The sequence below is a fragment of the Streptomyces roseolus genome, assembly GCF_014649855.1.
Lineage (GTDB): Bacteria > Actinomycetota > Actinomycetes > Streptomycetales > Streptomycetaceae > Streptomyces > Streptomyces roseolus.
The window spans coordinates 44,759-70,032 of sequence record NZ_BMTV01000007.1; the positions used below are offsets into that span (position 1 = coordinate 44,759).

At 73.9% G+C, this 25,274-nt stretch carries 27 protein-coding genes; 15 read left to right on the forward strand and 12 right to left on the reverse strand.

What is annotated here, in order from left to right:
- Positions 1 to 138: 138 nt before the first annotated feature.
- From IE245_RS10090 to IE245_RS10110, 5 genes are all read left to right on the forward strand, one after another.
- A complete protein-coding gene (locus IE245_RS10090; protein ID WP_189946449.1) occupies positions 139 to 930 on the forward strand; it encodes a hypothetical protein in 792 nt (263 codons plus the stop codon).
- Between the two features lie 241 nt (positions 931 to 1,171).
- Positions 1,172 to 1,444 carry a hypothetical protein gene (locus tag IE245_RS10095; protein ID WP_189946450.1) on the forward strand — a complete coding sequence of 91 codons (273 nt, stop codon included), beginning with the start codon at positions 1,172 to 1,174 and terminating at the stop codon, positions 1,442 to 1,444.
- A gap of 161 nt (positions 1,445 to 1,605) precedes the next feature.
- On the forward strand, positions 1,606 to 2,712 hold the full coding sequence (locus IE245_RS10100; RefSeq protein ID WP_189946451.1) for a hypothetical protein: 1,107 nt from the start codon (positions 1,606 to 1,608) through the stop codon (positions 2,710 to 2,712).
- 123 nt (positions 2,713 to 2,835) lie between these two features.
- The gene (locus IE245_RS10105; protein WP_189946452.1) at positions 2,836 to 3,348 is read left to right on the forward strand and encodes a hypothetical protein; all 513 of its coding nucleotides are present in this window, start codon (positions 2,836 to 2,838) and stop codon (positions 3,346 to 3,348) included.
- Between the two features lie 297 nt (positions 3,349 to 3,645).
- Positions 3,646 to 3,930 (forward strand): chaplin, encoded by a 285-nt coding sequence (locus tag IE245_RS10110; protein ID WP_189946453.1) that lies wholly within the window; start codon positions 3,646 to 3,648, stop codon positions 3,928 to 3,930.
- 75 nt (positions 3,931 to 4,005) lie between these two features.
- Here the strand turns inward: IE245_RS10110 and IE245_RS10115 are convergent, their stop codons facing one another.
- Together IE245_RS10115 and IE245_RS10120 are read right to left on the reverse strand one after the other, a co-directional pair.
- Positions 4,006 to 4,872, reverse strand: a complete 867-nt coding sequence (locus tag IE245_RS10115; protein WP_189946454.1) for a tyrosinase family protein — start codon at positions 4,870 to 4,872, stop codon at positions 4,006 to 4,008.
- A complete protein-coding gene (locus tag IE245_RS10120; protein WP_189946455.1) occupies positions 4,856 to 5,254 on the reverse strand; it encodes a tyrosinase family oxidase copper chaperone in 399 nt (132 codons plus the stop codon). The genes IE245_RS10115 and IE245_RS10120 overlap by 17 nt, the downstream gene beginning before the upstream one ends.
- Positions 5,255 to 5,403: 149 nt before the next feature.
- Between IE245_RS10120 and IE245_RS10125 the strand changes: the two genes are divergently transcribed.
- From IE245_RS10125 to IE245_RS10135, 3 genes are read left to right on the forward strand one after another with little or no spacing between them, the layout of a single operon-like run.
- Positions 5,404 to 5,907, forward strand: a complete 504-nt coding sequence (locus tag IE245_RS10125; protein WP_189946456.1) for a DUF5949 family protein — start codon at positions 5,404 to 5,406, stop codon at positions 5,905 to 5,907.
- Between the two features lie 17 nt (positions 5,908 to 5,924).
- Positions 5,925 to 6,584 (forward strand): vitamin K epoxide reductase family protein, encoded by a 660-nt coding sequence (locus IE245_RS10130; protein WP_189946457.1) that lies wholly within the window; start codon positions 5,925 to 5,927, stop codon positions 6,582 to 6,584.
- A 1-nt stretch (position 6,585) separates the two neighbouring features.
- Positions 6,586 to 7,611: a glycoside hydrolase family 26 protein gene (locus IE245_RS10135; RefSeq protein WP_189946458.1), complete on the forward strand. Its 1,026-nt coding sequence runs from the start codon at positions 6,586 to 6,588 to the stop codon at positions 7,609 to 7,611.
- Here IE245_RS10135 and IE245_RS10140 read toward each other — a convergent pair.
- Positions 7,577 to 8,173 carry an acyl-CoA-like ligand-binding transcription factor gene (locus IE245_RS10140; protein WP_229851191.1) on the reverse strand — a complete coding sequence of 199 codons (597 nt, stop codon included), beginning with the start codon at positions 8,171 to 8,173 and terminating at the stop codon, positions 7,577 to 7,579. The two genes, IE245_RS10135 and IE245_RS10140, sit on opposite strands and share 35 nt — an antisense overlap.
- Before the next feature lie 27 nt (positions 8,174 to 8,200).
- Positions 8,201 to 8,899 (reverse strand): PAQR family membrane homeostasis protein TrhA, encoded by a 699-nt coding sequence (gene trhA / locus IE245_RS10145; protein WP_189946460.1) that lies wholly within the window; start codon positions 8,897 to 8,899, stop codon positions 8,201 to 8,203.
- A gap of 198 nt (positions 8,900 to 9,097) precedes the next feature.
- Here trhA and IE245_RS10150 point away from each other — a divergent pair, with 198 nt between their 5' ends.
- Complete coding sequence (locus tag IE245_RS10150; protein WP_189946461.1) at positions 9,098 to 10,915, forward strand: phosphoenolpyruvate carboxykinase (GTP); 1,818 nt, start codon at positions 9,098 to 9,100, stop codon at positions 10,913 to 10,915.
- Positions 10,916 to 11,054: 139 nt separating this feature from the next.
- On the opposite strand, the gene IE245_RS10155 is transcribed toward IE245_RS10150, so the two are convergent.
- The 6 genes from IE245_RS10155 to IE245_RS10180 form a co-directional block, all read right to left on the reverse strand.
- On the reverse strand, positions 11,055 to 11,645 hold the full coding sequence (locus IE245_RS10155) for a hypothetical protein (protein WP_189946462.1): 591 nt from the start codon (positions 11,643 to 11,645) through the stop codon (positions 11,055 to 11,057).
- Positions 11,632 to 13,230: a substrate-binding and vWA domain-containing protein gene (locus tag IE245_RS10160; RefSeq protein ID WP_189946463.1), complete on the reverse strand. Its 1,599-nt coding sequence runs from the start codon at positions 13,228 to 13,230 to the stop codon at positions 11,632 to 11,634. Before IE245_RS10160 ends, IE245_RS10155 begins: the two co-directional genes overlap by 14 nt.
- A complete protein-coding gene (locus IE245_RS10165) occupies positions 13,227 to 14,483 on the reverse strand; it encodes a toxic anion resistance protein (protein WP_229851192.1) in 1,257 nt (418 codons plus the stop codon). The genes IE245_RS10160 and IE245_RS10165 overlap by 4 nt, the downstream gene beginning before the upstream one ends.
- Positions 14,480 to 15,604, reverse strand: a complete 1,125-nt coding sequence (locus tag IE245_RS10170; RefSeq protein ID WP_189946464.1) for a hypothetical protein — start codon at positions 15,602 to 15,604, stop codon at positions 14,480 to 14,482. The genes IE245_RS10165 and IE245_RS10170 overlap by 4 nt, the downstream gene beginning before the upstream one ends.
- A gap of 204 nt (positions 15,605 to 15,808) precedes the next feature.
- Positions 15,809 to 16,183: an SCO4983 family protein gene (locus IE245_RS10175; RefSeq protein ID WP_189946465.1), complete on the reverse strand. Its 375-nt coding sequence runs from the start codon at positions 16,181 to 16,183 to the stop codon at positions 15,809 to 15,811.
- 108 nt (positions 16,184 to 16,291) lie between these two features.
- On the reverse strand, positions 16,292 to 17,503 hold the full coding sequence (locus IE245_RS10180; protein ID WP_189946466.1) for a pyridoxal phosphate-dependent aminotransferase: 1,212 nt from the start codon (positions 17,501 to 17,503) through the stop codon (positions 16,292 to 16,294).
- Between the two features lie 107 nt (positions 17,504 to 17,610).
- On the opposite strand from IE245_RS10180, the gene IE245_RS10185 reads away from it, so the two are divergent.
- Together IE245_RS10185 and mptB are read left to right on the forward strand one after the other, a co-directional pair.
- On the forward strand, positions 17,611 to 18,057 hold the full coding sequence (locus IE245_RS10185) for a hypothetical protein (RefSeq protein WP_189946467.1): 447 nt from the start codon (positions 17,611 to 17,613) through the stop codon (positions 18,055 to 18,057).
- Positions 18,058 to 18,109: 52 nt separating this feature from the next.
- Positions 18,110 to 19,498 (forward strand): polyprenol phosphomannose-dependent alpha 1,6 mannosyltransferase MptB, encoded by a 1,389-nt coding sequence (mptB, locus tag IE245_RS10190; protein WP_189946468.1) that lies wholly within the window; start codon positions 18,110 to 18,112, stop codon positions 19,496 to 19,498.
- On the opposite strand, the gene IE245_RS10195 is transcribed toward mptB, so the two are convergent.
- Positions 19,495 to 21,093, reverse strand: a complete 1,599-nt coding sequence (locus tag IE245_RS10195) for an N-acyl-D-amino-acid deacylase family protein (RefSeq protein WP_189946469.1) — start codon at positions 21,091 to 21,093, stop codon at positions 19,495 to 19,497. The genes mptB and IE245_RS10195 overlap by 4 nt on opposite strands.
- Before the next feature lie 13 nt (positions 21,094 to 21,106).
- The gene (locus IE245_RS10200; protein WP_189946470.1) at positions 21,107 to 22,375 is read right to left on the reverse strand and encodes an alanine racemase; all 1,269 of its coding nucleotides are present in this window, start codon (positions 22,373 to 22,375) and stop codon (positions 21,107 to 21,109) included.
- An 88-nt stretch (positions 22,376 to 22,463) separates the two neighbouring features.
- On the opposite strand from IE245_RS10200, the gene IE245_RS10205 reads away from it, so the two are divergent.
- The 4 genes from IE245_RS10205 to IE245_RS10220 are packed head-to-tail and all read left to right on the forward strand — an operon-like array spanning position 22,464 to position 25,273.
- A complete protein-coding gene (locus IE245_RS10205; RefSeq protein ID WP_189946471.1) occupies positions 22,464 to 23,546 on the forward strand; it encodes a sugar kinase in 1,083 nt (360 codons plus the stop codon).
- The gene (locus IE245_RS10210; protein WP_189946472.1) at positions 23,543 to 24,319 is read left to right on the forward strand and encodes an IclR family transcriptional regulator; all 777 of its coding nucleotides are present in this window, start codon (positions 23,543 to 23,545) and stop codon (positions 24,317 to 24,319) included. Before IE245_RS10205 ends, IE245_RS10210 begins: the two co-directional genes overlap by 4 nt.
- Complete coding sequence (locus IE245_RS10215; protein ID WP_189946473.1) at positions 24,312 to 24,722, forward strand: RidA family protein; 411 nt, start codon at positions 24,312 to 24,314, stop codon at positions 24,720 to 24,722. Before IE245_RS10210 ends, IE245_RS10215 begins: the two co-directional genes overlap by 8 nt.
- Positions 24,723 to 24,766: 44 nt before the next feature.
- Complete coding sequence (locus IE245_RS10220; RefSeq protein WP_189946474.1) at positions 24,767 to 25,273, forward strand: hypothetical protein; 507 nt, start codon at positions 24,767 to 24,769, stop codon at positions 25,271 to 25,273.
- The last annotated feature ends 1 nt before the right edge of the window (position 25,274 follow it).

Sequence of the window (25,274 nt, forward strand, 5' to 3'; positions counted from 1 at the left end):
GCCCCTCGGGGGAGCAGGCCGGAAGACGGATTCACTCGAACGGGGGCGTGGCGCTCAGTAGTTCTCCGATCGCGGAGGGCTATAACCGCAGGCCCGGTGGGAGGGCAGTTGTCCGACGCATAAGGAAAAGGAACACATGTGCGTCCCCTGGCTGCACGCCGTCTCGCCGCCCTGGCGATACCAGCCGTCCTTGCCCTCGGCACGGCGGGACCCGCCCTCGCCGACGAGCACCGTCCCTCCCGCGCGGCCGCCGACCGGGCCGCCCGCGCCCCGCTCCCCGACGTCGCCGCCCTGCCGGCCCGGACCCGGGCGCTCGCGGACGTCGGCGGAGTGACCGTCCCCGTGACCGAACTCGTCGCCGCCGCCCTGAAGGCCGACGACGGTCGGATTCCCGCGGCCGACGCCGACGCCCTGAAGGCGAAGATCCAGGCCGCCGTCGACCGGGCCGGGGAGGCCGCCCCCGCGCCGCTTCCGGAGACCCCGGCCGCCCCGCCCGTCGTGAACGCCCCGGTCTCCCCTCCGGCCGGCGGGACCCCCGTCTCCTCGCCCGCCGTCGAGTCCCCGGCCGGACTGCCCGCGAAGCCGCCCGTCACCCTGTCCGTCGCGGCCGGGTCCGCTCGGGCCGCGCCCGCCGATCCGGTGGGCGCGGCACTCGGCACCGTCGAGAAGGCCGTCGCCGGGCTGCTCGCCGCCGCCGCCTCCGGGGACGCCGCCGGTGTCGCCCCGCAGGCCACGGCCACACTGACGTCCCTGGTCGACCTCGCCGTCGCCACCGTGCTCGGCAGCGGACTGCCCGCCCCGGACCTGCCCGGCCTGCCGGCGCTGCCCGCGCTCCCGGCCGAGGCGCCCGAACTGCCCGTCGACCCGCCGGCCGAGGCGCCGGAGCCGCCGGTCGACGTACCGGTGAAGCCGCCGCTGCCGGTCCGCTGACCCGCGCGCACCCCCGACCCGTACCGGTCCGGCCTCCCGCCGGGCCGGTACGGGCGCGTCCGCGCCCGGTCATCCGGAAATAACACCGGTCCCCTTCGATCGGGTGCAGTGTCGAGAAATCCTTCCTTCTGGAGTTTCCGGGGAGCGAACCTCTCGTTACAGAAGACGGAAGCGAAGCTCGGGAATTCGTCAAGAAGCCCGTGCGGAACGCGAGTTGAAGAACAGAGGAAGGATTCTCCCCATGAAGCCCACCAAGGTCGCCGCGGTCGTCGCCGGTTCCCTCATGGCCCTCGGCGCCGCCGCCCCCGCCATGGCCCAGCAGGCGCTCACGCCCACCAGCCTGAACGGCGGCCTGGAGGCCATCGCCGCCAACGGTCTGAAGTCGGACGTGCTCAGCAGCACCACCGAGGGCTCCCCGGTCAAGTCGGTCACCGACGCCGCGACCCAGCTGAACCAGACCGGCAAGGGACTCCCGCTGGTCGGCGGCCTCCCGGTCAACCCGCTCGGCGGCTGATCGAATGATTTTCTGACCGGTCGCCGTGTGGCCTCGTCTTCACACGGTGTGCCGCTCCCTACTCTCGGGACCGTCCCACGCGAACGTCAGCGCGGGACGCGGCCGGACGGAGCGAGGGGGGATCCTCGCCGGTCTCTCCCTTTCTCCCGAGGAAGAGCGGTATGCGGTCCATCATCAGCAGGAAAGTACTCACCGCGGCGGCAGCGACCGGCTTGCTGTCGCTGACCGGCGGTCTCGCACTGGCCGCGAACGCGCACCCCGGCACGGGCGACGCCCCAGGACCCGGCAACGGGCAGGCCCACGCCCCCCTCTCGCCGGAACTCTGCGCCGGCCTCGACCTGGGTGACTACGTGGCCTCGGCCGTCGGAGACCTCTGCGCCCGCGCGACGGAGGAACCCGACGGCGGCTACGGCGAAGAGCCCACTCATCCGCCGACGACGGCGCCTCCCACCACCCAGCCGCCGACGACGGCGCCGCCGACCACCCATCCGCCGACGACGGCGCCTCCCACCACCCAGCCGCCGACGACGGCGCCGCCGACCACCCATCCGCCGACGACGCCGCCGGGTGGGTGCGAGGAGGGCGAGCCGGGGTGCGAGCCCACCAAGCCCCCCACCACCCACCCGCCGACGACGGCGCCTCCCACCACCCATCCGCCGACGACGGCGCCGCCGACCACCCATCCGCCGACGACGCCGCCGGGCGGGTGCGAGGAGGGCGAGCCGGGGTGCGAGCCCACCAAGCCCCCCACCACGCACCCGCCGACCACCCACCCGCCGACCACCCACCCTCCGACCACGCCGCCGGGCGGGTGCGAGGAGGGCGAGCCGGGGTGCGAGCCCACCAAGCCCCCCACCACCCACCCGCCGACCACGCCGCCGGGCGGGTGCGAGGAGGGCGAGCCGGGGTGCGAGCCCACCAAGCCCCCCACCACCCACCCGCCGACCACCCACCCGCCGACCACCCACCCTCCGACCACGCCGCCGCCGACCACGCCGCCGGGCGGGTGCGAGGAGGGCGAGCCGGGATGTGAGCCCACCACGCCTCCCGGCGAGTGCGAGGAGCCCGAGCCGGGCCAGACCCCGGAGCCCGGCTGCGAGCCCACCACGCCGACCACCCCGCCGCACGGGCCCGACAAGCCCGAACTCCCCGACACGGGCAGCGATCCCGCCCTGTGGGGAGCGGCCGCGGTCAGTGCCGCCCTCATCATCGGCGGCACCCTCGTCCAGCTCCGGGGCGGCCGCCTCGTCCGGAGCCGTCGCCACTGACGTACGCGTCCGCCCGACGTGACGTCAACGGAGGCCCCCGCCCTCACCGGTGGGGGCCTCCGGCATTGCTGCACACGGGGGACACCCGCGCGACGTTTCGGCCAGACGGCTCGTTCACCCGGCATGACTCTGCGCTCTCACGCCGGCATGGGGCTCCTCATGACCGCGCTCGCCTCCGCCGCCATGGCCGCCCCGGCCGCCGCCGTCGAGGCCCCGGTGATCGTTCCCCTCCAGGGACTGGAGCCGGTCCTGCCGATGGACGCCCCGACCGTCGCGACCGGCGTGCCGGTGCCGATGCCCGGCGCCCCCACCGGCTTCCAGAAGGGCCTCGGCGCGCTGCCCGACGTGACCCTGCCGTCCGTCCCGCTCACCGGCACCCTGCCCGAGACCGTCGTGGACGCCCCGCTCCCCGAGCTCCTGAAGGGCGGCGAGCCGGGCCGGGCGGTCCTCGCCTCCCCGTACTCCGAGATGGAGGCCGCCACCCCCGGCGCCACCCTCGGCCACCCGGTCGAGGCGCCCCGGGGCGACGGCCTCGCCGGACTGCCCCGGCTCGCCGACCCCAGGCTCGGCCTCATCGCCCCGACGCTCAGCGGGGCCCTCGACTCCCAGCTCGGCCTCGCCCCCGAGCGCGGCTGAACCCTTTCTCCACGCTCCCCGTCCATCTTTTCGGAATTCCGTTCGGGCGCGTTCCGCGCGAGTGAAGACACGATTCTTCCCCGCTACCGCAAGGGTCTTTCCTCGTTGCACCGGAAGGCTTGTCGCATGGCCGCGGCCCGCGGACCGGAGTGCCGCCCCTCGTATCCGACGGGGGGCGGTCCTCGGACCGCGGGCCACCTTTTCAGCCCAATGGCCGTGACCCCCTCCGTGGTACGGCGTTGAACGCACGTGACGGCCGTGATCCCTGCGGTCGCTCGACCCATTCAAGGAGTTCTGATGTCTCGCATCGCGAAGGCTGCCGCCGTTCTGGCCGGCACCGGTGCCGTCGCCCTCAGCGGAGCCGGCCTGGCCGTCGCCGACTCGGGCGCCGAGGCCGTCGCCGCCCAGTCGCCCGGCGTCGCCTCCGGCAACGTCGTCCAGGTCCCGGTCCACGTCCCGGTCAACCTCTGCGGCAACACCGTCAACGTCATCGGCCTGCTGAACCCGGCCTTCGGCAACCAGTGCGCCAACGTCGACAGCCCGGACGGCAACGGCCACGGCGACGGCGGCTACGGCGGCTGACCGCCCCGCTTCCCCCGAGCGTCCCCCCGGCCACTCGAGGGCCGGGGGGACGCCCGCGTCATGGGGCCGGTCCCGTCAGACGTACCGGTAGACGGCGCTGTGGTCGAACATCTCGGCCGGCGTCACGCCCCACGGCGCCATCGGCTGGTGCCGTGCCACCACCTTCCGGTACTGCGCGTCGCCCAGCGGCGGCGGCTCCGCCGGCAGGTACGCGGCCTGCGGATTGCGCTGCTGCCACCTCGACCACACCAGGTCCACGAAGGAGTGGTGCAGCCAGAAGACCGGGTCGTTCACCGAACCGCCGCCGAGCATCAGGCCGCCCACCCAGCGGTGCACCCGGTTGTGGATCCGGAACCGGTCGTTGCCCGAGCCCTGCGCCCACCCCTCCAGGCGGTTGCGGAAGCCGGACGGGCTGGTCGAGTTCCACGGGGCCGTGTCGTACGTCCGCTCCCGCATCACCTCCTCCAGCTGGGCCGCCGTCGGCAGCGCGACCGGATCGCGCGGACGGCCGAAGTCCCTGGTCAGGAAGGAGGTCTCGGTCATCGCGTGCTTTACCGTCCACTTCCCCTTGGCGTAGGCGAAGGGGCCGGTGGTCACCTGGAGGTCCGAGCGGCGGCCGTTGCCGCCCATGAAGTCCTCCGACCAGAGCGAGGCCGCCGGGGTCGAGTCCCGGGTCCAGTCCCAGTACGGGACCGTCACCGTCGCGTCGATCCGGCGCAGCGCCCGCTCGAACTCCAGGAGGAACTTCCGGTGCCAGGGCAGGAAGCTCGGCGCCATGTGGGCGGTCCGCAGCCGGCCGGCGCCGTCGGCGACGTAGTGGTCGATGTGCGTCCGGACGAACTCGTCGTACGTGCCGCGGCGCTTCAGTTCGAGCACCGCGGCGACGAACCGGCGGCGCTCGGCCGTCGTCAGGTCGCGCTGGTTCTTACGCGTGTACACCACGCGGGTTCCCTCCCGTCGGATCGGAGTGGAGGCCGTGCCCCGCCGCGTACCGGGAGAGCGGGGCCGACCCCGCCGCGTCCACGGCCGCGCGGGTGGCGGCGAGCGGGCTCGGACAGGACTCGTAGTGGTCCAGCGGGGTCACCCAGCCGCCGTCGGCGCAGCGCATCAGGTGCAGCGGGCGCCCGTCCACCAGCGCCACCGGCTCGCCCCCCGGCCCGGTCAGGCCGCGGATCCGGCGGCCCGCGTACATCTCGTCGAAGGCGTACGGGTCCGCTCCCGTCTCCGGCGGGCGGGCGGCGATCCGGCCGAGGGTCCCGCCGGTGGCGGCGGTGACGGCCAGCGCGAACAGCGACCGGAGGGCGACACGGCGCGGGAAGGGCATCGGCGATCTCCTGGTGTCGACAAGGGGCCTCAGGGCACAACGATGAAAACCCGCGTTCGTTGCGGCCGGGAGTTCGAGCGGGGGAATGTCGGCCGGATGAGTGAATTCGGTACGGGGAAAGGGTGGTTGCCCCACTAGCATCCCCTTCCATGACCACTCCCCACGTCCTTTCCGAGGCGCGCAGCGTCTCTCCGCTGGGCACGCTCACGGTGATTCCGTGGTCCAGCGAAGTCACCGAAGACTCCGCCGGGACGCCTTTCCTCATGGCGTATTCGCTCGGCGACGGCCGGGACGGACCGGAGGCGGGGCAGCAGGCCATGCGCGCCGCCCTGGAGTCGATGGGCCTCTCGGTCGGGGACCGCCTCTTCGACCTGGAGAAGGACGCGGGGATCAGCGCCTCGCTGCTGGTCGAGGCCGGCACCGCCGTCCTCACCCTGCCCTTCCTCAAGGTGCAGTGCCCGGTGCCCGCCGAGTGGCAGGCCGCCGCCCGCGAGACCGGCAAGGTCTACTTCCTCTGCTCGGTGCGGCCGTGGGCCGAGGCGGTCCCCGGGCAGCCCGTGGACGAGGACCGGCTGCGCGCCTTCGTCTCCGACGAGGAGACGCTCGCGGAGTGCGCCCACGTCCTGCTGCCGGTCCGGCGCGTGCAGGCCTGAGCGGGAGGGGCGGCGCGATGACGACGCTCGGGGTACGGAGCGGGCTCCCGGGGCAGCGGCGGGAGGACCGCGCGGCGGAGGCCGGGCGGCGGGAGGACGGCACCGTCGGCGCCGGACGGGGGCTCGGCCTGCTCCTCGTCGTCACCGGCGCGGCCGGGATCCTGGCCGCGTGGGTGATCACGATCGACAAGTTCAAGCTCCTGGAGGACCCGGGCTTCCAGCCGGGGTGCAGCCTGAACCCGGTCGTGTCCTGCGGGAACATCATGAAGAGCGAGCAGGCGGCGGTCTTCGGCTTCCCCAACCCGATGCTCGGACTCGTCACGTACGGCGTCGTCGTCGCGATCGGTGCCGGGCTCCTGGCGGGGGCCCGGTACCGGGGGTGGTTCTGGCTCGGGCTGAACGGCGGGACGCTGTTCGGCGTCGGCTTCTGCACCTGGCTGATGCAGCAGTCGCTGTACGAGATCAACGCGCTCTGCCTGTGGTGCTGCCTCGCCTGGGCGGCGACCATCACCATGTTCTGGTACGTCACCGCCCACAACGTGCGGACCGGGGTGCTGCCCGCTCCGGCGGCGGTGCGGGGCTTCCTCGGCGACTTCGCCTTCGCGCCGCCCGTGCTGCACATCGGGATCATCGGGATGCTGATCCTGACCCGCTGGTGGGAGTTCTGGACCAGTTGACGTGAGTCCTCCCCGTCACCGTTCCCGGCCGCGGGCCGCACTCTGGGTGCTGCTCGCGGCCGTCGCCGCGCTCGTGCTGCTGCCCGGGATCGTCGGCCGGCTCGCGACGGACGAGCGGCACGCCGGAACCGCGACCGAGCCGCCGCCGCTGCCGGGGGTGCCGTCCGGTTTCTTCACCGGCTCCGACGCGGAGGGGGTGCGGCGGATCGCCGGGGCGCAGGCCTGGCTGGGCGGCGGGGAGCTGTCGGTGGGTCACACCTACCTGCCGGGTGACCGCTGGACCAACATCGAGGGCCACCCGGAGCTCTTCGCGCCCTGGGCGCGGTGGAAGGCCGAGCGGCCGGGGCGGCTCTTCGTGCTGAACGTGCCGATGATGGACCGGAACGAGGCGGGGCTGAGCGACGCCGAGGTGCGGGACGGGCTGCGGCGCGGGGCGGGCGGCGCCTTCGACGCGCACTTCGAGGCGCTGGGCGAGGGGCTGGTGGAGCACGGGCTCGGGGACGCGGTCCTGGTGCTCGGCTGGGAGATGAACGGCACCACGTACGGGCACCGCTGCGGACCGGACCCGGCGGCCTGGAAGGCGTACTGGCGGCAGGTGGTCGGGGTGCTGCGCGGGGTCGAGGGGCAGCGGTTCCGCTTCGACTTCACGCCGAGCCGGGGGCGGGACGCGGTGCCGTGGCCGGAGTGCTACCCGGGGGACGACGTCGTCGACATCATCGGGATGGACGCCTACGACCAGCCCGAGGGGGCCTCCTTCGAGGAGCAGGTGAGCGAGGAGTACGGGCTCGCGCACCACGTGGCCTTCGCGAAGGGGCACGGCAAGCCCGTCTCGTACCCGGAGTGGGGGCTCTTCCGGAACGGCGACAACCCCGCGTACGTACGGGGGATGCTCGACTGGTTCGCCCTTCACCGGCCCGTCTACCAGACGGTGACCGACTACTGCCCGCACGGCGTGTGGGGGTGCGCGGCCAATCCGCGCTCGGCCGAGGTGGTCAGGGGCGCGCTGGGAGCGCCGGCCCGGTCCTGAGCGTGTCGAGGGTGCGGTGCAGCAGCGCCGTGAGGTCCTCGGCGAGGCCGCGCTCGGCCCAGTAGAGGACGGCCTCCCGCAGGGCGCCGAGGACGGCGGCGGCGAAGACCCGGACCTCCAGGTCGTCGGGGGCGCGGCCGGTGCGGTCGGCGAGGGCGCGGGCGAGCCGGCGGCCGGTCTCGGCGGTGGTCTCGGTGAACCGGGCGCGGACGGCGGGGGTGTCGGCCATCAGCCGGGCGCGGAGCCTGAGCTCCTCCGGGTCGGCGGCCAGGGCCGCGCCGATGGCCTCGACGGTGACCGCGCGGAGGGATTCGAGGGGTTCCTCGCCGGCCGGGCGGGCGCGCAGCAGGGCTTCGAGGTGCTCGTCGTCCTCGTCGGTGAGGAGGATGTCCTCGCGGACGGGGAAGTAGCGGACGACGGTGGAGGGGGAGACCTCGGCCTCGGCGGCGATGCGCTCGATGGTGGCGGCCTCCCAGCCGTGGGCGGCGGCGATCCGTCGTCCGGCCCGGCGGATCGCCGCGCGGGTCTTCTGCTTCTTGCGTTCCCTCAGACCGCTGGTCATGGGGTCATTCTGCCGTGTCATGCCTGGTCAGGACTGGTAGGCGACCAGGGAGATGCCCACGTAGTGGACGATGAAGGCGGCGAGGGTGAGGGAGTGGAACACCTCGTGGAAGCCGAACCAGCGGGGGGACGGGTTCGGTCGCTTGATGCCGTAGATGACGCCGCCGGCGCTGTAGAGCAGCCCGCCGACGACGACCAGGACCAGGACGGCGATGCCGCCGGTCCGCATGAAGTCGGGGAGGAAGAAGACGGCGGCCCAGCCCATGGCGATGTAGCAGGGGGTGTAGAGCCAGCGGGGGGCGCCGACCCAGAAGACGCGGAAGGCGATGCCGGCGGCCGCGGCGGCCCAGACCGCCCACATGAGCGGCTTCGCGGTGGAGTCCGGGAGCAGCAGCAGGGTGAGCGGGGTGTAGGTGCCCGCGATGATCAGGAAGATGTTGGCGTGGTCGAGGCGGCGCAGGACGGCCTCGCCGCGCGGGCCCCAGTCGCCCCGGTGGTAGAGCGCGCTGACGCCGAAGAGCAGGCAGGCGGTGAGGACGTAGATCCCGCAGGCGATCCGGGCGCGCGGGGAGTCGGCGAGGGCGACGAGGACCAGGCCCGCGACGATCACGGCGGGGAACATGCCCGCGTGCAACCAGCCTCGGAGCAGGGGCTTCAGCGGGGCCGACGGGGACTGGGCGATCGGTTCGGGCTCGACCGGGGTCACTTCCGGCGTGGCTGCAGTCATGACACCACATCGTACCTACGCGCCCGTAGGTCCCGGATATGAGTGGCGATGCTCACGTGTGCACCCCCCTGGACATATGGGCGTTTCCAGCGGATGATCAAATGAGTGCGGTCGGCACCGGATGAGCAGCTACGACGCATCCGGGTCGCGGCCCCCACGGGGCATACAGCGGAATACACCCCTCTACAAGGAGCAATCGTGGCGCGCGACAACGCGGCTCCCCTTCCCACCCAGCACCAGGAGCTCGTCTCCTGGGTGAACGAGATCGCCGAGATCACGCAGCCGGACCGCATCGTCTGGTGCGACGGCTCCGAGGCCGAGTACGAGCGCCTGTGCGAGGAGCTCGTCGCCAAGGGCACGTTCACGAAGCTCGACCCGGTGAAGCGCCCGAACTCGTACTACGCCGCCTCCGACCCGACCGACGTCGCCCGCGTCGAGGACCGGACCTTCATCTGCTCCGAGAAGGAGGAGGACGCGGGTCCGACCAACCACTGGAAGGCCCCGGCGGAGATGAAGGAGCTCTTCGCGGGCTCCGAGGGCATCTTCCGCGGCTCCATGAAGGGCCGCACCATGTACGTGGTCCCCTTCTGCATGGGCCCCGTCGGCTCCCCGCTCTCCGCGATCGGCGTCGAGATCACCGACTCCGCCTACGTCGCGGTCTCCATGCGCACCATGACCCGCATGGGCCAGGCCGTCCTCGACGAGCTCGGCACCGACGGCTTCTTCGTGAAGGCCGTCCACACCCTCGGCGCCCCCCTCGCGGAGGGCCAGGAGGACGTGCCGTGGCCGTGCAACTCCACCAAGTACATCTCGCACTTCCCGGAGACCCGCGAGATCTGGTCGTACGGCTCCGGCTACGGCGGCAACGCGCTCCTCGGCAAGAAGTGCTACGCCCTGCGCATCGCCTCCGTCATGGCCCGTGACGAGGGCTGGCTCGCCGAGCACATGCTCATCCTCAAGCTCACCCCGCCGCAGGGCGAGGCGAAGTACGTGGCCGCCGCCTTCCCGTCGGCCTGCGGCAAGACCAACCTCGCCATGCTGGAGCCGACCGTCCCCGGCTGGACCGTGGAGACCATCGGCGACGACATCGCCTGGATGCGCTTCGGCGAGGACGGCCGCCTCTACGCCATCAACCCCGAGGCCGGCTTCTTCGGCGTCGCCCCCGGCACCGGCGAGCACACCAACGCCAACGCCATGAAGACCCTCTGGGGCAACTCCGTCTTCACCAACGTCGCGCTCACCGACGACGGCGACGTCTGGTGGGAGGGCATGACCGAGACGGCGCCCGCGCACCTCACGGACTGGAAGGGCAACGACTGGACGCCCGCGTCCGAGACGCCCGCCGCCCACCCGAACGCCCGCTTCACCGTCCCGGCCGCCCAGTGCCCGACGATCGCCCCCGAGTGGGAGGACCCCAAGGGCGTCCCGATCTCCGCGATCCTCTTCGGCGGCCGCCGCGCCTCCGCCGTCCCGCTGGTCACCGAGTCCTTCGACTGGAACCACGGCGTCTTCCTCGGCGCCAACGTGGCCTCCGAGAAGACCGCCGCCGCCGAGGGCAAGGTCGGCGAGCTGCGCCGCGACCCCTTCGCCATGCTGCCGTTCTGCGGCTACAACATGGGCGACTACATGGCCCACTGGGTCAAGGTCGGCGCCACCGCCGACGCGGCGAAGCTGCCGAAGATCTACTACGTGAACTGGTTCCGCAAGAACGACGCCGGCAAGTTCGTCTGGCCCGGCTTCGGCGAGAACAGCCGCGTCCTCAAGTGGATCGTCGAGCGTCTCGACGGCAAGGCCGAGGGCGTCGAGACCCCGATCGGCGTCCTGCCGACCCGGGAGGCCCTGGACACCGACGGCCTCGACCTGGCCGACGAGGACCTGGACTTCCTGCTCACCGTCGACAAGGACGTCTGGCGCGAGGAGGCCGCCCTGGTCCCCGCGCACCTGGAGACCTTCGGCGAGCACACCCCGAAGGAGCTGTGGGACGAGTACCGCGCGCTGGTCGAGCGCCTGGGCTGATCCCGCGGCGGCACCGAGACTCGTGGTGGGCTGCCCCGACATACCGCCCTGACCAGTGGGGTCACGACGGTCCACCACGACGCAACCGGCCCCGGAGCCCCCTCAGGCTCCGGGGCCGGCGCACGTCCCCGTGCGGGGATCAGTCACCCCGGTCCTCCAGGTAGCGGGTGTGCGCCCGCTGGCGGAGCTCCTCCGCCTCCTGGAGTGCCGCGGCGATCCGGCCGGCCTCCTCGCGCAGGGCGGCCAGCTGCCGCTCCAGATGGCGCTCGGGAGGCTCGGAACCCGGGTTCACCCGGGTCCACCAGCGGGTGCGGACGAAGGCGTCGACCGCCTCCGGCACGTCCTGGCGGACCGCGCGGGCCAGCACGTGCAGATGCTCCGGGTCGCTGACCCAGCCCGGTTCGAGCAGCGCCTCGAAGAGCGCGTCCAGTTCGTCGAGCCGCTTCCGGGACTCCTCCGGCAGCTCCACCTCGGCGAGGTACTCCCGCAGGGTGACGTGGTCCGCGCGCAGCGACTCCAGCTGCTCGTCGGCGCTCGGGAAGGCCGGGGCGTCCGGCCGCTCCGGCGGGGCGATCAGCGCGCCCGCGCCGTACAGGCCGAGCACCACCAGCGGCCACAGGCCGCCGGCCGCGCCGGTGAGGCCGATGCCGAGTCCGGCCAGGCCGCACAGACAGCCCGTCAGGTTCTTGCGGGACTCCGCGTACCGGAGCACCCGGTCACTGGTAGCCACGGATCTCCTCGAAGGCGCCCTCCAGGGAGCCCTTCGTCGCGTCGAAGAGCTTGCCGCCGGTCAGCTCCGCGATGTGGTCCAGCTCGCTCCGGTCGGAGTCGCCGAAGAGGACCGGGAAGACCGGGGTGTGCCGCTGTTCGGCGGGCAGCTCCCGGAAGAAGGCGTCGAAGCCGGCGGCCTTCATCCCGTCGGTGTTCTCCCCGTCCGTCATGAGCACGATCGAGGTGAAGGTGTCGCGGGGCGCGGAGCCCAGGGCGCGGTAGGCCTCGCTCAGACTGGAGTAGATCGCGGTGCCGCCGGAGGCGGACAGCCGTCCGGCGTCGGCGCGGATCGCGTCCCTGGCCTTCGCCGGGTCCGCCGGGTCGACCGTGTACGTCCGCACCTCGGCGTCCTTCACCGCGGAGCCGAAGGGCATCAGGGTGACCTCCTCGCGGTCCCGGAAGTCCGCCGTCAGCTCGGCGATCGCCGCCTTGAGACGGGTCAGCCGCTCGCCGCGCATCGAGCCCGAGGTGTCCAGGACGTAGACCGTGCGGGAGGGCCGGCGCAGCGTGTTGTCGTACGCGTCGAGCAGGCCGTCGGCGACCGAGCGGCTGCCGGGGAAGGGCAGCTCGCGCCGCAGTCCGCGGTCGAGCCGGGGCGCCGGGTCGACGCCCGCGACGACCGGGCGGCGCAGGGTGGTCTCGGTGATCCGGCGCTGCGCCTCCGGGGTGCGGAGGTAGGTGGTGAGCCGCTGGGCCGACTCCTTGGCGGCGGCGGGGGCCGCGGTGAGCAGGGTGAGCGGGTAGTCGGCGGTGACGACGCCGTCGGAGGGGCGGATCACGGTGAGCGGGCCGGACGTGGAGAGCAGCACCGACTCGTAGTTCACCAGGGCGTCGACGTCGGTGCGGCGGCCGTAGGCGGTGGCGAGCCAGCCGGAGGAGCCGGAGGTGAGCTTCTGGCCGGTGAAGAACTCGCGGAGCTTCGGGGTCGCCTTCGCCACGTCGCCGTCGCTCAGCGCGGACTGGGCGCCGGAGAGCCCGGAGGCGACCGAGACCAGTGCGGAGAAACCGGAGTTGGAGCGCTTGGGGTCGGTCATGCCGTACGTCAGCCGGCCGGCGGCGACGGCCTGGTGGAGCTGCGACCAGGTGACCTTCTCCGGGTCCCAGCCGAGCCGGGCGACGGCCTCGGGGCGGACGCCGAGCGCCACCGGGGAGGTCATCACCGGGGTCTCGTTGCTGATCCGGCCGGCGGTGTCGGGGCGCAGCCGCAGGTAGTCGTTGGAGGAGAGCCAGACGGCGTCGTACTCCTTCTCGGCCCGGCCCGAGGCGATCTGCTCGACGGCGTCGAGGGTGCCCGCGTAGGTGGTGCGGACGGTGACGCCGGTCGCCTCGCGGGCGTCCTCCAGGACCGGTGCCATGTCGGCAAGTTCGGAGGAGGCGAGGACGCGGAGGGTGCCGGGCCCGGCGGGGCTGGTGTCGGACTTGTCGAACTGCTCGCCGGTGCCGCCGGCCGAGTTGTCGATCGTGCCGCAGGAGCCCGCGGTGGCCGTGAGGAGCAGGGTGAGCGCGAGGCCCGCCAGGAGGCGGGGGAGCGTGCGGGGTCTCATGCGGAGGGGCCGCCTTCCAGAGCGCCCGTGCGGCGGCTGCGGTCCAGGTGGGCGCTCGCCTCCTGGAGTTCGCCCGTGAGGGAGGACACGGTCGCCGCCATCGCCTCGGTCGCCTGGACCTTGTACGTGTCGATGGCGTCGAGCGTGCGGTAGATCTGCTGGAAGGCGGCGCGCAGGGTCTCGGCGCCGACCGCCGGGTCGGAGGCGATCCGCTGGATCTCGCCGGCCTGGGTGGAGAGCATCTCGGCGTTGCCGCGGATCAGGTCCTCGGTGGTCGAGCGGAGCACGTTCACCTGCTCGGTGACCTTGCGCTGGTTCTCCAGGGCGGAGGCGAGCATGACCGCGATCCGCAGCGCCGACAGGGTCGTCGTCGCGGCCCGGTCCACGCCCTTGATCAGCTCGTCGTTGTTCCGCCGGACCACGTCCATGGCGAGGTATCCCTGGGCGCAGACGGCGAGCTGGGTGAGGAGGTCCTGGTGCTTCTGGCGGACCGGGAAGAGGACGTCGGCGCGGAGCGCGTCCGCCTCGGCCGGGTCGTGGGTGCCCGCGATCCGCTGCTCGACGGCCGCGTCGAGGGCCTCGGTGAGGACGGCGAACTCCTGGAGCTTGCCCATGGTCTCCCAGAGCCGGGCCCGCTCGGTCTGCAACGCGGCGTTGTCGCGCCGCAGTTCGTCCTGGCCGCCGCGGAGCGCGCCGACGATCCGGTTGAGCGTCGCCTGCGAGGAGGCGTACCGGGCGACGTGGTCGCGGAACCTGTTGCCGCCGGGCAGCTTGGCGAGGAGTCCCTTGAAGCCCTTGCCGGGGGTGTCCCCGGGGTCCAGGTCCTCGACGGTGCGCCGGAGTTCGACGAGCGAGGAGCCGACGCGGGCGGAGGCGTCGCCGCCGCCCCGGCCGAGGGAGCGGACCGTGCGGTCCAGCATCCGGTTCGACTGTTGGGCGGCGGCCCGCATCTCGCCGGAGCCGAGCGCCGTGATCTCGCCGATGCGGCTCGCGAACTCCGGGGAGCGCGGGTCGAGTCCGGCGAGGGAGCCCACGTACTCCTCGGCCCGCCGGGCCGTCTCGGCGCGCACCGACTCGTCCAGCGGCACCAGGCCGGAGGCCTGCTCGGCGCGGACCACGGGGGCCGGGGCGGGCGGGGTGAGGACGAGCGGGGCGTCCTGCTCGGGCGGGGACAGCAGGAAGGTGGCCTCGGGCGGTCCCGCGTAGGGGTTGCGGGGCCCGCCGGCGGCGCGCGGGTCGGTCGGTCCGGTCATGCGGTGCCCCCCTGGTCACGGGCCCGCCGCGCCATGTCGCGCAGCACCGCGCCGGTGGGCACGGGCGCCTGGCGGACTCCGGTCAGTGTCTGGTTGAGGTACTGGCCGTACGGGTTGGTGGCCTCGGTGAACTCGGGCGCGGCGCCCTGCGGCCGGAAGCCGTGCCGGACGGCGAGGCGGCGCAGCTCCGGGTCCTCGGCGAGCAGCCGGCCCAGCTCCTTGCCGCCCTCGGTGAGCGGTACGAGGGTGTGGTCGCTGTTCACCGTGGTGTCCGGGTAGAGCACGACGAGGTCGCCCATGGGCCGGCCGGCGAGGAGCTGGGCGGCGACCTGGGACTCGTACACGAGGACGAGGGGGTTGCCGACGCCGCTCACGAAGTCCCGGAAGGGGGCGTCGGAGCTGGTCTGCTGGGCGCCCTGCACCTGGGTGAGCTTGCGGAGGAGCGGGGCGGTGCGGGTGACGGCCTCCTTGCCGTCGGCGACCCGGCCGCCGTCGGCGACGTAGCTCGCGGCGGCGAGGTAGAGGGCGCCGGAGTTGGAGGCCATCGGGTCGGTGGAGGTGATGAAGAGCGTCCCGCTCAGCTCGGTGTGCTTGTCGGCGCCCTTGAGCTGGCGCCAGCCGCGGTCGGCGCGGACGGCGTCCAGATAGGCGTCCATCTTCAGGATGCCGCTGGTGCCGCGGGCGCCGAGGGTGGCCAGGCCGTTGCCGGCGAGGACCCGGGCGGCGTTGCTGTGCGCGACGACCACGAGGGGGGAGTAGAACGGGCGCAGCGGCGCGGCGGCGGCCTTGTCGGGGGCCTTGGCGCGCAGCTCGTCGGCCGGCCCCTTCGAGGAAGGGAACGCGAAGTCGTATCCCTGGAGGGGGAGTTGCTCCATGTCCCAGGACCCGGAGGTCTCGGTGCTCACGGTGAGGCCCTTGGCGGACAGGGCCTTCACGACGTCGGGGTCGGAGAAGAACTCGCTCTTCTCCGAGCCGATGACTCCTCGCACGGTCTTCGTTGCCGTGCCCTGGTCCTTTTCGCCGCCCGTCACGAGGACGACGGCCACGCCGCCGAGGAGCAGGACGGCAAGGACGATTCCGAGAATGCGTCTCACGCGGGCAGAGTGCTCGCGGAAACCCACATTCCAGAGGGAGTTGGGTGGACGGCGGGTGAAGGGGCGATCCCGGATGGGAACCGGAGGGATGACCGCCGGATGGCGGCCGGGGGAGCCGCGGGGGTGTGGCGGGGCGGAGTGTGGGGCGGGGGGAGGTGGTGCGGGGTGGGTGTGGACCCTGGGTGGATGGCTCCCGGGCCGGGCGGTTCGTGCCGCGCGGCCCGGGGCCGACTAGGGGGCGGCGGTGAGGGCCGCGGTGTGGGTGTCCATGCGGGTGGCCGCGAGGATGGCGGCGGAGGTGTCGGCGCGGGACGCGGCGACGAGCAGGGCCCGGCCGGCGAGGGCGTGGGCCTTGCGGTGGAGTGCCTCGGGGGAGGCGCCGCTCAGGGCGGCGTGCCGGGCGGGGGGCGCGCCGCGGAGCCGGGCCACCTGGCGGGCGATCTGCTCGCCGCCCTCGCCGTCGCCGAGCTCGTCGGTGACCGCGAGCAGGGCGGCGAGGTGGCCGGCGAGCTGGATGTCCAGCTCCTCCTCGCGGGAACGGTGCGGGATGGTGCCGGACTCGCCGGCCGTCGTGTGGACCGACTTGGTGCGGATCGGTTCGTACATGGGGACGGCCTCCTTCACTGCTCGGAGACCAGCCTAGCTTAGATTCCGTCTAAAGTTGATTCCGGTCCGGTTCGAGGGCGGGTCAAGAACGGGGCCCCGCAGCGGCCGTCAGTGCTGGCTGTAGCCGTCCAGGAAGCGGCCGATCCGCGTCACCGCGTCCGTGAGGTCCGCGACCGACGGCAGCGTGACGATCCGGAAGTGGTCGGGCTCGTGCCAGTTGAAGCCGGTCCCGTGCACCACCATGATCTTCTCGGCCCGCAGCAGGTCCAGGACCATCTGCCGGTCGTCCTTGACCTTGTAGACGTTCGGGTCGAGCCGCGGGAAGAGGTACAGCGCGCCCTTCGGCTTCACGCAGGTCACGCCCGGGATCGAGGTCAGCAGCTCGTACGCCGTGTTCCGCTGCTCCAGGAGCCGCCCGCCCGGCAGCACCAGGTCCTCGATCGACTGCCGTCCCTGGAGGGCGGCGGCCACCGCGTGCTGGGCCGGCATGTTCGCGCACAGCCGCATGTTCGCGAGGATCGTCAGCCCCTCGATGTACGAGGAGGCGTGGTGCTTCGGGCCGCAGACCGCGAGCCACCCGGAGCGGAAACCGGCCACCCGGTAGTTCTTGCTCATGCCGTTGAAGGTGAGGCACAGCAGGTCGGGGGCGATCGCGGCGGTCGGGGTGTGGGTGGCGCCGTCGTAGAGGATCTTGTCGTAGATCTCGTCCGAGCAGACGACGAGGTCGTGGCGGCGGGCGAGGTCCGTGAGCGAGCGGAGCATCTCGTCGTCGTAGACGGCGCCGGTGGGGTTGTTCGGATTGATGATCACGATCGCCTTGGTGCGGTCGGTGATCTTCCGCTCGATGTCGGCGAGGTCCGGCATCCAGTCCGACTGCTCGTCGCAGCGGTAGTGCACCGCCGTACCGCCCGCGAGGGAGACGGACGCCGTCCACAGCGGGTAGTCGGGGGCCGGGACGAGCACCTCGTCGCCGTCGTCGAGCAGCGCCTGCATCGCCATCTGGATCAGCTCGGAGACGCCGTTGCCGAGGTAGACGTCCTCGACGGAGAGGTGGATGCCCTTGGTCTCGTAGTGGCTCATCACCGCGCGGCGGGCGGACAGCAGGCCCTTCGCGTCGCCGTAGCCGTGCGCCTCGGAGAGGTTCCGGAGGACGTCCTCCAGGATCGCGGGCGGACACTCGAAGCCGAAGGCGGCCGGGTTTCCGGTGTTGAGCTTGAGGATGCGATGACCCGCGGCTTCGAGCCGCATCGCCTCTTCGAGCACCGGGCCCCGGATTTCGTAACAGACGTTGGCGAGCTTCGTGGACTGGATCACCTGCATGACGAGAGCTTACGGCGGGTGGCGGCGGGACGCGTGGTGTTCTCGGCCACGTCGGGCGGGGGCGCGCCCGCTTCGGGTGATCGCCGCGCTCCCTAGAATGCGGGGCCATGAGCTTCGAGGACCCTGAGAGACCCGCGCGCCGCCGGCACGCCTCCGCCCGGCGCGGGCGCGGGGCGGTGTGGCTGGTCGCCGTCGGCGGGGCCGCGGTGCTCGGCCTCGGCGCGGTGGCGCTGACCGGCGGGGGCGGGGGGAAGCGTCCGGCCGAACGGGAAGCCGACGGCGGCGGGGGGCTCCCCGCGCTGATCCAGCCGGACCCGGACCGGAGCGGTACGGCTCCGACGCCGTCGCCCACGCCGTCGGCGAGCCGCGGCGCGAGCCGCCCGGCGGGCCCCGGGACGACGGTGACGCCCGACGCGTCCGCCACGACCTCCGCCGCGCCGTCCGCCACGGCGGCGCCGTCGAAGGAGGCCGCCCCGCGGACCGCCGCGCCCCGCCCCTCCGCGACGACCGGCAAGCCGGGGCGGGGGCGGGGGAACGGCAGGGGCCAGCGCTGAGGCACCCCCGGCGGGGCGCCCGCCCTCCACGGGGACGGTAGGTTTGCAGGTCATGTGGGTCGTGAGTGCTTCCGGATGTCGATGGCTGGGTGCGGGCGGATCGCTCGCCGTGGCCGTCGGCGGGTACGCGGCCGGGGCGCTGCCCGTGGTCGGCGGCGGAGCCCCGTGGGCCCCGCGGGAAGGCGCCGTCGAGACCGTCGGGGCCGTCGTCGCGGCGGTCGGGCTGACCCTGCTCGTCGCCGCCTGGTGGCGGTACGGCCTGCTCCTCGCGCGCGGCGCCCGCGACCGGGTGCCGGTCACGCTCGCCGCGTGGGTCGCTCCGCTGCTGGCCGCCCCGCCGCTGCACAGCGCCGACGTCTACAGCTACGTCGCCCAGGGCGCGATGGTCCTGGAGGGCCACGACGTCTACGGCGCCGGACCCTCCGTGCTGGCGCCCGGGCAGCTCGGGGCGGACGCGGCGGCGAGCGTCGGCGGGAACTGGACCGACACCCCGGCGCCGTACGGGCCCGTCTTCCTGCTCCTCGCGGAGGGCGTGGTGAAGCTGACCGGCGGGGCCGTCGTCCCGGCCGTCCTGCTGCTGCGGCTCGTCGCCGTCGGCGCGCTCGCCCTCACCGTCTGGGCGGTGCGCGGCTTCGGGCGCGGGGACGGGGCCCTGTGGCTCGCCGTGCTCAACCCGCTCTACCTGATCCACGTCGTCGGCGGCGCCCACAACGACGGGCTCATGACCGGACTGATGCTCGGCGGGGTGCTGCTCGCCGTGCGCGGCCGGTGGGTCCTCGGCAGCGCCCTCGTCGGCTGCGCCGTGATGGTGAAGTCGCCGGCGGCAGTCGCGCTCCTCTTCGTCGCGGTGGTCGTCGCCCGGCGCGGCGGGCTCCTCAAGGGGCTGCTGCTCCCGCCGGCCGTCGCCGGCGCGGTGGCCGCCGGGGCGAGCCTGGTCTCCGGGACCGGCTTCGGCTGGCTGGGGACGCAGTCCGTCGCCGGGGCCATCCACACCCCGCTCTCGCTCACCAGCGACCTCGGCCTGGCGCTCGGCACGCTCGTCGCCGACGACCCCGAGCCGGTCAAGGCGGTCGTCCAGAAGCTGGGGCTGCTCGCCGCCGCCGCGATCATCGCGGCCCTCGCGTGGCGGGCGTACCGGGGACGGATCGACCCCGTCCTCGGGCTCGGGTACGGGCTCGTCGCGCTGGTCGCCCTCTCGCCGATGGTGCAGCCCTGGTACCTGCTCTGGGGCACGGCCGCCGTCGCGGCCGTCGCCTGGCACAGCCGGGCCGGGCAGGTGCTCGCCGTCGTCTCGGCGGCCCTCGTCTACGAGACGCAGCCCGCCGGCCACACCCCCTGGTACGGCTTCGTCGCCGCCGGTCTCGTCCTCGCCCTCGGCCTGGTGTGGCTGCGGCGCGAGCGGTGGCCGTCGGCCACCGCCCGCGTGGCGGAACGCGTCTAGGACGGCGTCCGGCGGATCGCGCGGCCCGCGAGGGCGTCCGTGCGCCGGCCGTCCTCGATGACGAAGCGGCCGGCGACCAGGACGTGCGGGATGCCGACGGGGAGGGTCCGCGGGGCCTCGTAGGTGGCTCCCGCCGCGACCGTCGCCGGGTCGAAGAGCACCAGGTCCGCCACGTACCCCTCCTTCACGAGGCCCCGGTCGGGCAGCCCGATCCGGGCCGCCGGGCGCGAGGTCAGGTGGGCCACGCACTCCTCCAGGGAGAGGACGCCCTCCTCGCGGACGTACCGCCCCAGGTACTCGGGGAAGGTGCCGTGGGCCCGTGGATGCGGCTTGGCGCCCTGGAGGATGCCGTCCGAACCGCCCGTGTGGACCCGGTGGCGCATGATCGCCCGCACGTTCTCCTCGTGGCCCACGTGCTGGAGGACCGTCGTGCCGAGCCGGTCGGCGAGGAGCAGCGCCCGCGCCTCCTCCCAGCCGGCGAGCCGCCTGCCCACCCGGTCCCCGAGCGCCGGTTCCGTGACGCCCGAGACCTCCACCGTCCGCCAGTCGACCGGCACCCCGTGGCAGCCGTCCGAACCGGTCACCTCCAGGTCGTACCGGATCCGTTCCGCCGTCGCCCCGTCCGCGAGGCGCGCCAGGACCGCCTCCGGGCCGCCCTCTTGCGCCCACGAGGGGAGCAGCGCGAGCAGGGTGGTGCAGCCGGCGGTGTACGGGTACGTGTCGAGGCTGAGGTCGGCGCCCGCGTCGAGGGCCCGGTCCAGGAGGGCGAGGAGCTCGGGGGCGCGGCCCTCGTTCCCCGCGAAGTTCAGCGTGGCGTGCGCGAGGTGGAGGGCGCAGCCCGCCTCCCGGGTCAGCGCGATCATCTCCTCGTACGCGCGCAGCGCCCCCGCCCCGTAACTGCGGTGGTGGGGGCAGTAGTAGCCGCCGTACGAGGCCACCACCCGGCAGAGCTCGGTCAGTTCGGCGTCGGGGGCGTACATGCCGGGGGTGTAGGTGAGGCCGGAGGACATGCCGACCGCGCCCTGCTCCAGGCCCTCGGCGACGAGCCGCCGCATCCGGTCCAGCTCGGCGGGGGTCGCGGGCCGGTCCTCCCAGCCCATCGCGTACATCCGGACCGTGCCCTGCGGGACGAGGTAGGCGGCGTTCACCGCGATGCCCTCGCCGCCGTGGGCGGAGTCGAGCCGGTCCAGGTACTCGCCGACCGTCCGCCAGTCCAGGTCCAGATCGGAGCCGTCGCCGTTCCAGCCGGTGATCGCCCGCCGCACCTCCTCGCGGGTGCGGTCGTCCACCGGCGCGTACGACAGCCCGTCCTGGCCGAGGACTTCGAGCGTCACGCCCTGCGCGGCCTTCGCACCGTGGTCCGGGTCGCGGAGCAGCGCGAGGTCGCTGTGGGCGTGCATGTCGACGAAGCCGGGGGCCAGGACGAGGCCCTCCGCGTCGACGACCCGGGTGGCCGTCGGCCGCTGGCAGCCGGCCGCCGCGGCCTCCTTCACGATCGAGACGATCCTGCCGTCCTCGACCGCCACGTCGGCCCGGTAGGAGGGCGCGCCGGAACCGTCGACGACCTCGGCGTCCCGCAGGACCAGATCCCTCATCCCGGCCCCCGGCTCAGAAGAAGGTGCGGACGTAGTCGACGACCGTGCCGTCCGCCTCGACCAGCGGGATCAGCTGCCACTTGTCGAAGGACGTGCACGGGTGCGACAGGCCCATCCCGACCCAGTCGCCGACCTCCAGCTCCGCGCCGTCCCCGGTGCGCAGCCAGGCGTGCTGGTCGGACAGCGCGGTCACGGTGATCCCGTCGGCGGGCCGGACCTCGCCGGTCCCGGCGTCCCGCACCACCTGCGCCTCCGGCAGGTGGAGGTCGTACGCGGCGTCCCGCTTGCCCGCGTTGGTGAACGCCTGCCCGGCGGACGGCCGCGACACCACCTGCGACCAGAGGCGGAACGCCGGCCGGAGGGCGCCCTCCTCGGGGACCCGGTTGAAGGGCGTCCGCTCGCGGTACTGGCCGTCGTCGTGCGAGACGTACGCGCCGGAGCGCAGCAGCTTCAGGACGGGCAGGGAGAGTTCCGGGATCTCCGCGAAGACGTCGGCGACCGCGTCGAACCACGCGCTGCCGCCCGCGCTCACCACGATCTCGCCGGCGGCCGGGTCGAAACGGCCGTCCTCGTCGAAGGCGACCGCGAGGCCGGTCAGCCGGCGCAGCCAGGCGCGGACCGACTCCCCGTCGGCGCCCGGCACCTCGGCCTCGTAGCCGGCGACGCCGACGAGCCGGAGGGTGGCGGTCGCGGCGACCGCGTCGGCGACGGCCGCGCACTCCGCCTCCGTACGGGCACCGGTACGGGCCCCCTCGCCGGCGCCCAGCTCCACCACCACGTCCAGCGGGCGCCGGGCCCCGGCCGCGCGCAGCGCCGCGTCCATCAGCCCGACCCCGCGCACCGAGTCGACGTAGCAGACCAGGCGGAAGTCCGGGTGGGCGTCCAGCTCGGCGGAGAGCCAGCGCAGCGCCGCCGGGTCGACCACCTCGTTGGCGAGGAAGACCCGGTCGACGCCGTGCGCCCGGCAGACCCGCACCTGATGGGGGACGGCGGCGGTGATGCCCCAGGCGCCGTGCTCGATCTGGCGGTGGAAGAGGACCGGCGCCATCGAGGTCTTGCCGTGCGGGGCGAAGGCGAGGCCGTGGCGCTCGGCGTACTCCTCCAGGGCGCGGAGGTTGTGCTCGACCGACTCGGCGGAGAGGGCGAGGACGGGAGTGGTGAAACCGCCGGTGAAGAGGGAGCGGCGCTGGGCGGCCAGCTCGCCGACGGTGAGGCCCTCGGCGTCCGGCGGGAGACCCTTGAAGCGGTGGTCGACGCGCTCGCCCGACAGATCGGTCGGCATGGATCCCTCCTCCGGGCGTTGCGTCATGCGCAACGCGCATTGCGTATATCGCTCACCGCTGTCTAACATCCGGGCCGAGGCCGGGTCAATGGACCCGGACCCGGCGACCCGCAGGAGCGTGACCGTGACCGTGGCCGGACCGTCGTGCGACGTCGTCTGCGTGGGCGAGTCCATGGTGACCTTCCTGCCCACCCGGCCCGGCCGGCTCGCCGACGTCCCCGCCTTCACCCGCGCCATCGGCGGCGCCGAGTCCAACGTCGCCTGCGCCCTCGCCGCGACCGGCCACCGCGCCCGCTGGGTCGGCCGGGTCGGCACCGACGGCTTCGGCGACCACCTGCTCGACACCATCGCAGCGTACGGAGTCGACACCGGCGCCGTCCGCCGCGACCCGCACCGGCCCACCGGCGTCTACTTCCGCACCGACGCCGACCGCACCACCGACGCCCACGAGGTCGTCTACTACCGGGCCGGCTCCGCCGCCTCCGCGATGTCGCCGAGGACCGTCCCGTACGACACCGTCGCGGACGCCCGGATCCTCCACCTCACCGGCATCACCGCCGCGCTCTCCGCCGACTGCCGCGCCCTGCTGTACGAGCTCACCGCCCCCCGCCCCGGCCGCCCGCTCGTCTCCTTCGACGTCAACCACCGGCCCGCGCTGTGGCACGAGGGAGGCGCCCCGGAGGTGCTGCGGGAGCTCGCCGCCCGCGCCGACCTCGTCCTCGTCGGCGCCGACGAGGCCGAACGCCTCTGGGGCACCGCCGACGCCGCCGCCGTCCGCGCCCTCCTGCCGGAGCCGGCGGTCCTCGTCGTCAAGGGCGGCGAGGGCCCGGCCGTCGCCTTCGAGCGGCCCCGCGACGGGCGGGCCGACACCGTCACCACCGTCCCCGCGCCCCGCGTCGACGTCCTCGCCGCCGTCGGCGCGGGCGACGGCTTCGCCGCCGGCTACCTCTCCGCCGTCCTCCGCGGACTCCGCATGCGCGACCGCCTCCGCCACGGGCACCTCGCCGCCGCCGCCGCGCTCACCGTCCCCGGGGACCTCGCCGCGCCCCCCGGGCACGCCCGCGCCGACCGGCTCGCCGGGCTCGACGACGACGCCTGGGGGAGACTGCACCTCGGCCCCGGGTGGACGTCCGCCGGCACGGAGGCCGACGAGGAGGTACGTACCCGATGAGCCAGACCGTCGACCGCGCGCTCAGCATCCTGCCGCTGCTCGCCCAGGGGCCCGCCGACCTCGGCCAGGTCGCCGACCGGCTCGGCGTCCACAAGTCCACCGCCCTGCGGCTGCTGCGCACCCTCCACGAGCACGGGCTCGTCTACCGGCAGCAGGACCAGCGCTACCGCCTCGGCGCCCGGCTCTTCGCCCTCGCCCAGGAGGCCGTCGAGAACCTCGACGTGCGCGAGATCGCCCACCCCCACCTCGCCGCGCTCAACGAACGCACCGGCCACACCGTCCACCTCGCCGTCCACGAGGACGGCGAGGTGCTCTACATCGACAAGGTCGAGAGCCGCTACCCGGTCCGCATGTACTCCCGGATCGGCAAGCCCGTCGCGATCACCGTCGCCGCCGTCGCCAAACTGCTCCTCGCCGACCTGCCCGAACCCGAACGCCGCGCCCTCGCCGCCAAGCTCGACTACCCCCGCTACACGCCCCGCTCCACCCCGGACGCCGCCGCCTTCCTCCAGGAGCTGGCGACCGTGCGCGAACAGGGCTGGGCCACCGACCTCGGCGGCCACGAGGAGTCCATCAACTGCGTCGCCGCCCCGATCCGCGGCGCCGACGGCCGGGTCGTCGCCGCCATGTCGGTCTCGGCGCCCAACGTCGTCGTCACCGCCGAGGAACTGCTCGCCCTGCTGCCGCTGGTGCGCCGCACGGCGGAGGCGATCAGCCACGACTACTCCGGAACCACCCCACCGAAGGAAGCAGGAGCCACTGACGATGAGTGAGAAGACCGCGATCACCCCCGCGTCCCACACCACCCCGCCCGCGACGTTCTCGCACGGCGTGCGGAAGGGGAACATCCTCCAGGTCGCCGGCCAGGTCGGCTTCCTCCCGGCCGTCGAGGGGCAGCCGCCGACGCCGGCCGGACCGACCCTGCGCGAGCAGACCCTCCAGACCTTCGCCAACGTCAAGGCGATCCTGGAGGCGGGCGGGGCGAGCTGGGACGACGTGATGATGATGCGCGTCTACCTCACGAACGTGGACCACTTCGCCGAGATGAACGCGCTCTACGACCAGTACTTCGAGGAGCAGGACCTCAAGGCCCCGCCGGCCGCCCGCACCACCGTCTACGTCGGCCTCCCGAAGGGCCTCCTCATCGAGATCGACGCGCTGGCCGTCCTCGACTGACCCCTCCATGGGCCCTTCACAGCGGCGTCGGCCATACTGCCGCCGTGGAGCAGAGCAACGGACCCATACAGCAGCCCCTGCACGCCGCTTCGGCCGACCCGGCGTTCGTCCCCGGCCTCGCCGGGGTCGTGGCGTCCCCCGACGACGCGCCCGGGACCGAGGAAGCGCCCGAGGACGTGGCGGCGGACGCCGTCGCGGACCCGGACGCCGTCGAGGAGGACGTCGAGGAGGACGAGGAGGACGCGGCCCCGGCGGCCGTCGCCGCCGACGGTCCCGTCTTCGAGGCCGCCGACCGGCGGGGGCGGATCGTCGCCGACTCCGAGGGCGTGCGGCTGAGCTACGACGAGGAGGCGTGCGACTTCCGCTGGGACGAGATCGCCGCCGTCGAGAGCGAGAAGGGCCGGTTCGGCAAGCGGTTCACCGTCACCGTGCACACCCCTGACCGGCGCTGGTACCCGATCGAGATCATCGCGCCGGACAGGGGGCACATCGCGGGCTGGGAGACCGAGCTGGACGCGGTCCTGGACGCCTACTTCGACGAGGCGTCCTGAC